Source organism: Thermocrispum agreste DSM 44070 (assembly GCF_000427905.1).
In the GTDB taxonomy this organism is placed as follows: domain Bacteria; phylum Actinomycetota; class Actinomycetes; order Mycobacteriales; family Pseudonocardiaceae; genus Thermocrispum; species Thermocrispum agreste.
Genome location: NZ_KE386604.1, coordinates 947,881 through 955,605, shown reverse-complemented (window position 1 = coordinate 955,605; position 7,725 = coordinate 947,881). Strand labels below are relative to the sequence as shown.

Annotated in this window: 4 protein-coding genes; 2 read left to right on the top strand and 2 right to left on the bottom strand. The window is 69.8% G+C overall.

Translation table 11 applies throughout. The annotated features are described in order from the left end of the window. Positions 1–200 precede the first annotated feature (200 nt). Positions 201–1,544 (bottom strand): glutamine synthetase family protein, encoded by a 1,344-nt coding sequence (locus YWY_RS0119340; protein WP_028848972.1) that lies wholly within the window; start codon positions 1,542–1,544, stop codon positions 201–203. Between the two features lie 72 nt (positions 1,545–1,616). Further along, positions 1,617–3,221, bottom strand: coding sequence for an alpha/beta hydrolase (locus tag YWY_RS0119335; RefSeq protein ID WP_245566738.1), 1,605 nt, complete (start codon positions 3,219–3,221; stop codon positions 1,617–1,619). A 145-nt stretch (positions 3,222–3,366) separates the two neighbouring features. On the opposite strand from YWY_RS0119335, the gene secA2 reads away from it, so the two are divergent. Together secA2 and YWY_RS0119325 are read left to right on the top strand one after the other, a co-directional pair. Continuing rightward, on the top strand, positions 3,367–5,727 hold the full coding sequence (gene secA2 / locus YWY_RS0119330) for an accessory Sec system translocase SecA2 (protein WP_038045561.1): 2,361 nt from the start codon (positions 3,367–3,369) through the stop codon (positions 5,725–5,727). A 104-nt stretch (positions 5,728–5,831) separates the two neighbouring features. Then, positions 5,832–7,544, top strand: coding sequence for an NAD+ synthase (locus YWY_RS0119325; RefSeq protein WP_028848969.1), 1,713 nt, complete (start codon positions 5,832–5,834; stop codon positions 7,542–7,544). Positions 7,545–7,725: the final 181 nt, after the last annotated feature.

Sequence of the window (7,725 nt, the reverse complement as noted above, 5' to 3'; positions counted from 1 at the left end):
CTTTTGGCGAAACCGCAGGTCAGAGCCATGATCGCGGCTCGGTCCCCGGCTTAGGGCCGCGATCGGCGGGCGACGGCGGGACCTGTCCTGCTGATCACACTCGCCGTCCGGCGCGGCGGCTTGCCCCGGCGAGCGCTTCGACGCCCTTCGCAACAGGTACCGGAGCCAATCGGAGCCCCCGCCCCGCCGAACGGCCCGGGCTACAGCATCGGCAGCAGCGTCCGCAGTTCGTACGGCGTCACCTCGCGGCGGTAGTTGTCCCACTCTTGCCGCTTGTTCCGCAGGAAGAAGTCGTAGACGTGCTCGCCCAGGACCTCCGGCAGCAGCTCCGAGCGATCCATCTCGGCCAGCGCCTCGCCCAGGTTCTGCGGCAGTTGCTCGTACCCGGCCGCCCGCCGCTCTGCCTCGGTCAGCTGCCAGATGTCGTCCTCCGCGGGCGGCGGCAGCTCGTAGCCCTTCTCGATGCCGCGCAGGCCGGCGGCGATGATCACCGAGTACGCCAGGTACGGGTTGCAAGCCGAGTCCAGCGTGCGTACCTCGACGCGCCGCGACGACGCCTTGCCCGGCGAGTACATCGGCACGCGCACCAAGGCCGAGCGGTTCGCCCGCCCCCAGGACACCGTGGTGGGTGCTTCCCCGCCCGCGGTCAAGCGCTTGTAGGAGTTGACCCACTGGTTGGTCACCGCCGAGATCTCCCTGGCGTGGGTGAGCAACCCGGCCACGAACTTCTTGCCGATGTCGGACAGCTCGTCCGGGTCCTCCGGGTCGAAGAACGCGTTCCGGTCGCCCTCGAACAGGCTGATGTGCGTGTGCATGCCCGAACCCGGCTGGTCGGTGAACGGCTTCGGCATGAAGGTCGCCCGCACCCCCTGGCGCAGCGCGACCTCCTTGATGACGTAGCGGAACGTCATCACGTTGTCGGCCATCGTCAGCGCATCGGCGTAGCGCAGGTCGATCTCCTGCTGCCCGGGTGCGACCTCGTGGTGGCTGAACTCCACCGAGATGCCCATGGCCTCCAGCGTCTCGATCGCGTGCCGCCGGAAGTGGGTGGCCGTGGCGTGCGACGCCTGGTCGAAGTAGCCGCCGTTGTCCGCGGGCCGGGGCGGGGTGCCGTCCTCCGGCAGGTCCTCCAGCAGGAAGAACTCGATCTCGGGGTGGACGTAGCAGGTGAAGCCCGCTTCGCTCGCCTTGGCCAGCTGCCTGCGCAGCACGTGCCGCGGATCGGCCCACGACGGTGACCCGTCCGGCATCGCGATGTCGCAGAACATGCGCGCGGAGTACGCACCGCCCTCCGGCGTCTCCCACGGCAGCACCACGAACGTGGACGGATCCGGCTTGGCCACCATGTCCGACTCGTACACCCGGGCGAAACCCTCGATGGCGGACCCGTCGAAGCCGATGCCTTCGCTGAACGCGCCCTCCAGCTCGGCCGGGGCCACCGCGACGGACTTGAGGAAACCGAGCACGTCGGTGAACCACAACCGAACGAACCGAATGTCGCGCTCTTCGAGCGTACGCAGCACGAACTCTTGCTGGCGATCCATGGCGCGAGCGTAGCCCGGCTTCGCGCGCCGCGACAGCACACGTGCTCCGGCGTGCCCAGTGTTTACCCGTCGTTATCCGTTCTTGCAGCGCAGGCCCTGCGGCGGGAGCTCGCCTTCGATGAGGTACGCCACACCGGCGTCGTCCACGCACCGCACCCCTTGCCCGAACACCGTGTGCTGCCTGCCCTCGAACGTCAGCAGCCTGCCGCCGAGCGCCTTGGCCAGTTGCACCCCGGCCTGGTACGGCGTCGCCGGATCCCCGGTCGTCGAGATGACCAGGACCGGCGGCAAGCCCTCCACGTCCGGCAGGTGGGGCTTGGCCGTGGGTTCGACCGGCCAGAACGCGCACACGTCCCGGTAAGTCACGGAAGGCCGGCCCGGGTCGAGGAACGGCGCGACCTTGAGGTATCGCCGTTCGGCCTCGGCCCGCTTCGCCCTGTCGGTCTCCCTGCGGTCGTCGACACAACGCACCGCCACCAGCACGTCCTGCGTGTTGGCGTACGTCCCGTCGTCCTCGCGGTCCAAGTACTCGTCGGCGAGCGCGATCAGTTGCTCACCCCGGTTGCGCTTCAGCTCGTTGAGCGCGGCGTTGAGGTCTTCCCACCTCGACTCGGTGTAGAGCGCGTAGATGGTGCCCGTGGTCGCGTCCTCGAAGGAGAGCTTCCGGCCGTCCGCCAGGTCGATCTTGTGATCGATCAGCGGGCGCACCAGCTTCTGGTAGGCGCGCACCGCGTGGGGTGCCGACCGCCCGAGCGCACAGTCCGGCCGCTCGACACACCACCGGGCGAACTCGGTGAACGCTCTGCCGAAGCCGGCGCCCTGCTTGACCAGCGAATCCACCACGTCCTGCGTGGGATCCAGCGCGCCATCCAACACCATCGCCCGGACCTTGTCCGGGAACTGCTCGGCGTAGGTGTAGCCGATCCGGGTGCCGTACGAGTAGCCCAGGTACGTCAGCTTCGCGTCGCCCAGAGCCGAGCGCATGACGTCCATGTCCCGCGCGACGTCCTTGCTGCCCAGCGTCTGCAGGAATTGCTTCCCGTACTTCGTGCGCTGCGCGCACTTGCGCGCGAAAGCCCGTGCTTGCCGCTCGGCCGCTGCAGCCGCCGCCTTGGTCCCGGCGACCTCGACGTCGTCCGCTCGGTCGGCGTCCCGCTCGGCGGGGGTGTAGCACTTCACCTGCGGACGGCTGGCTCCGACGCCGCGGGGATCGAACCCGACGATGTCGAACCGGGCGGCGAGTTCCTTCATGGCGGGAGACAGGGTCAGCGCGGCGGCCGCCTCCACCCCGGAGGCGCCGGGGCCGCCCGGGTTGACGAGCAACGAACCGATGCGCTTGCCCGGACCCCGTGCGGGTTGGCGCAGCAGAGCGACGTCGACCGTGGGCCCGTCGGGCTCGTCGTAGTCCAGCGGAACCTTCAGCCGCGTGCACTGCAGCCCGTTGGCCACGCGCAGCACCCGTTCGCCGAGGTCCGTCGAGGCGTAACCGTCACACGGTCCCCACCGGACCTGCTGCCCGTAGAAGCCGCGCAGCTCGGCCGGTCCGTCCGCCAGCGGCTTCGGCGTCACCGGAGCCGGCGTCGGCCGCTGCCCCTGCTCGTCGCCGGTACAGGCCGCCAGGCTCGGCACGGACACCAGCGCAGCGATCAAGACGATCGCGCGAATTCGTGGTCGCACGGGTAGATCGTGCCACCAAACGGTCCGCGAACCCCGCACGGTGGGGAACCCGGTGGAAGAATGCGTCGTTGGAGCTCGCAGGGCGGCAACCCCGTCGCGGGTCTCCGCTGAGACGTCGGACAGCGAACGAAGTACGGAGAGGTCGATGGCGCTCGCGCGAACACCGGTGACGAAGCGGATCGGGCAGGTGTTGCGCCGGTTGATCGAGCGGCCGGCCAGCGTCTCGCTGGCCAAGTACGAGAAGCTGCTGCCGCAGATCGAGCAGCGCGAGGACGAGGTGCGCGCGCTGAGCGACGACGAGCTGACCGCCAGGGCGGGCAAGCTGCGTGACGGGGAGCCCTCCGATTCGTTCAGCAACGAGCAGCTGATCGAGATCTGCGCACTCGGCAGGGAGGCGGGCAGGCGCGCGCTCGGCGAACGCGCTTTCGACGTGCAGTTGCTCGGGGTCATGGGCCTGCTGACCGGCCACGTGGTGGAGATGGCCACCGGTGAGGGCAAGACGCTGGTGGGCGCCTTGGCCGCCAGCGGCTATGCGCTGCGGGGCAAGCGGGTACACGTCATTTCCGTCAACGACTACTTGGCCCGTCGTGACGCCGAATGGATGCGGCCGGTGTTCGAGCTGCTCGGCGTGACGGTCGGCTGGGTGGAACCGTCGCGCACTCACGAAGAGCGGCGCAATGCCTACCACTGCGACGTCACCTACGGCGCGGTCTCCGAGATCGGGTTCGACGTGCTGCGCGACCGCTTGGTGACCGACGTCGAGCAGCGGGTGATGGCCAAAGCGGACGTGGCCATCGTCGACGAGGCGGACTCGGTGCTGGTGGACGAGGCACGCGTGCCGCTGGTGATGGCCGGCTCGGTGGACGCCAACGACGCCGACGAGGAAGTGGCCAAGATCGTCCGCCGTCTCCGGCCCGGCCTGCACTACGAGACCGACCCGGACGGCCGCAACGCATGGCTCACCCCGGCCGGTGCGTCCGTGGTGGAGAAGGCGCTCGGCGGCATCAACCTCTACGACGAGGAGGGTTCCGAGCGGCTGGCCGCGGTGAACGTGGCGCTGCACGCGCACGCGCTGCTGACCAGGGACGTCGACTACATCGTCCGGGACGGCAAGGTGCAGCTGATCAACGCGTCCCGCGGGCGGGTCGCCGAGCTGCAGCGCTGGCCGGACGGATTGCAGGCCGCGGTCGAGGTGAAGGAGCAGCTGCCGCCGTCCGACCGCGGGGAGGTGCTGGATTCCATCACCGTGCAGGCGCTGGTCGGCAGCTATCCCACGGTGGCCGGCATGACGGGGACCGCGGTGGCGGTCGCCGAGACGTTGCGCGAGTTCTACCGGCTGGAGGTCGCGGTCATCCCGCCGAACGCCCCGGTCGTCCGGGTCGACGAGGACGACCGGATCTTCGATTCCCCGTCGAGCAAGCTGCGCGCGATCGTCGCCGAGATCAAGCGGGTGCACGCCGAGGGCAGGCCCATCCTGGTCGGTACGCAGGACGTGGCCGAGTCCGAGGAGCTGGCGGAGAAGCTGCGCAAGGCGGGGCTGGAGTGCACCGTGCTCAACGCGCGCAACGACGCCGAGGAAGCCGAGATCATCGCCGAGGCAGGCAAGAAGGGCGCGATCACCGTCTCGACCCAGATGGCCGGCCGGGGCACCGACATCAAGCTGGGCGGCAGCAACGGCACGCCGGAGGAGCGCGCGGAAGTGGTCGAGCTCGGCGGGCTGTACGTCATCGGTACCGCGCGGTATCCGTCGTCCCGGCTGGACGACCAGCTGCGCGGGCGGGCCGGGCGGCAGGGCGACCCGGGCGGTTCGATCTTCTTCGCCAGCCTCAACGACGACCTGGTCGTCTCCGGCGCCCCGGACGTGCCGGACGGCCTGGTGCCGGACGACGACGGCGAGATCAGCCACCCGGCAGCCAAGCGCCACATCGATCACGCGCAGCGGGTGATGGAGGGCGCCAACCTGGAGATCCACCGCAACACCTGGCGCTACACCCGGCTCATCGAACGGCAACGCAGCGACCTGCTGGAGTTCCGCGAGAAGGTGCTCACCACCGACGTCGCCGCGGAGTACCTGCAGTCGGAGGAGTCCGAGGCAAGCAAGCACTACGACGACGTCGTCGAGAAGCTGGGCGAGGACAAGGCCCGGCGCATGGCGCGCGAGGTGCTGCTGTTCCACCTCGACCAGCTGTGGTCGGACCACCTGGCGTTCCTGGCCGACGTGCGTGAGTCGATCCACCTGCGCGCGCTGGGCAAGGAGACGCCGATCGACGAGTTCCACCGGGCCGCCATCCCCGAGTACCACAAGATCATCCCGACCGCGAAGGAACGCCTGGCGGAGACGTTCCAGGACGCCGAGGTGGTGGACGGCGAGCTGGACGTCGCCGCCGTCGGCGTCCGCCGCCCGACGTCGACGTGGACGTACCTGGTGCACGACAACCCGTTCGACTCCGACGCCGAGCAGGCGTTGAAGAAGGTGCGCGGACTGCTTCGCAAGAAGCGTTGGTGAGCCGAGCTGGCGTGCGACACCACGCCGTCCGGTGCACCCGCTGGTGAGGCACAGCACGAAACAGGTATCTGCACGTCGCACCCCAGGTGCGAAAGAATGGCGACGTGCCTGCACTGCGGATCGCTCTTGCTCAGCTCAATCCCACCGTCGGCGACCTGGCCGGCAACGCCGATCTGATCGTCGACGCCACCCGGGAAGCGGCGGCCGCGGGCGCGCATGTCGTCGTCTGCTCGGAGATGGTGCTGACCGGCTACCCGGTGGAAGATCTCGCACTCCGGCAGACGTTCACCTCAGCTTCCCGCGACGCGCTGCCCGACCTGGCTGCTCGGCTCGCCGCGGAGGGCTGCGGCGACGTCCTCACCGTCGTCGGATATCTGGACGACGAGGGCGGGCCACGCAACGCGGTAGCGGCGCTGTGGCGTGGTGAGGTGGTCGCCAGGCAGTTCAAGCACCACCTGCCGAACTACGGTGTCTTCGACGAACACCGCTGGTTCAAGCCGGGCGACGAGCTGACCGTCCTGCGGTTCCACGGTGTCGACATCGGCATGGTGATCTGCGAAGACCTGTGGCAGGACGGCGGCCCGATCGCCGCGCTCGGCGCTGCCGGGGTGGACCTGGTCGTCGCGCCCAACGCCTCGCCCTACGAGCGGAAGAAGGACGACGTGCGGCTGGAGCTGGCCGCGCGGCGGGCGGCGGAGGCGGGCGCGCCCCTGGTCTACTGCAACCAGGTGGGCGGTCAGGACGATCTGGTGTTCGACGGCGGCTCGTTCGTCGTGGACCCGTCCGGCGACGTGGTGGCCAGTGCCGAGCAGTTCGTCAGCAAGGTCGTGGTGGCCGACCTCGACCTCCCCACCGGATCCGGGCACCGCAGCGGAACGTTCGCCGGGCTGCGGGTGGAACGCAAGGTGCTGGTGCCCGATCCGCTCCCGCCGTACCGGAAGCTGGCCAATCCGCAGGCACCGCCGCTGTCGGACGAGGCCGAGGTGTGGTCGGCGCTGGTCCTCGGCCTGCGCGACTACGTGCGCAAGAACGGCTTCTCCTCGGTCATCTTCGGATTCTCCGGCGGCATCGACTCCGCCGTGTGCGCCGCACTGGCCGTCGACGCGCTGGGGCCGGACAACGTGCACGGTGTGGCCATGCCGTCGAAGTACTCGTCGGCGCACTCCCTGGCCGACGCCGAGGAGCTGGCCAAGCGGCTGGGCTGCGGGTTCCGGGTCCAGCCGATCAACGACATGGTGGCCACCTACGTGGAGACCCTCGGCCTGCACGGGCTGGCCGAGGAGAACGTGCAGGCTCGGGTCCGCGGCGTGCTGTTGATGGCGCTGTCGAACGCCGAAGGCCACCTCGTGCTGGCCACCGGCAACAAGACGGAGATCGCCGTCGGCTACTCGACCATGTACGGCGACGCGGTCGGCGCTTTCGCGCCGATCAAGGACGTCTTCAAGACGCACGTCTGGCAGCTGGCCCGCTGGCGCAACGCCGAAGCGGAACGGCGCGGCGAGACACCGCCGATCCCGGAGAACTCCATCACCAAACCGCCGTCGGCCGAGTTGCGGCCCGGTCAGCTGGACACCGATTCGCTCCCCGACTACCCGCTGCTGGACGACATCCTGGACGACTACGTGGAAGGCGACCGCGGCTACGCCGACTTGGTCGCGGCCGGGTTCGACCCCGCCGTCATCGACCGCGTGGTGCGCATGGTCGACATCGCCGAGTACAAGCGCCGCCAGTACCCGCCCGGCACCAAGATCACCTTCAAGGCGTTCGGCCGGGACCGCAGGCTGCCGATCACCAACCGCTGGCGCGAGCACCACTAGCCGGGCTCGGACCGGCGGCGAGCATCACGAGCCCGGATGCACGCCACAGCGGGCACCGCGTCACTGGCGCGAGTTCCCGCCGCGGCGGATTCACGCCGGAGCCGGCACCAGCAGCCGCCGGGCGATTGGAGCACGCGCCCGGGCCGCGCACACCAGCCGCAGCGGCCCGGGCGGCGGGTCT

Excerpts from the sequence above, each read along its gene's own strand:
- YWY_RS0119340 (WP_028848972.1), bottom strand. The coding sequence starts at position 1,544 with ATGGATCGCCAGCAAGAGTTCGTGCTGCGTACGCTCGAAGAGCGCGAC.
- secA2 (WP_038045561.1), top strand. The coding sequence starts at position 3,367 with ATGGCGCTCGCGCGAACACCGGTGACGAAGCGGATCGGGCAGGTGTTG.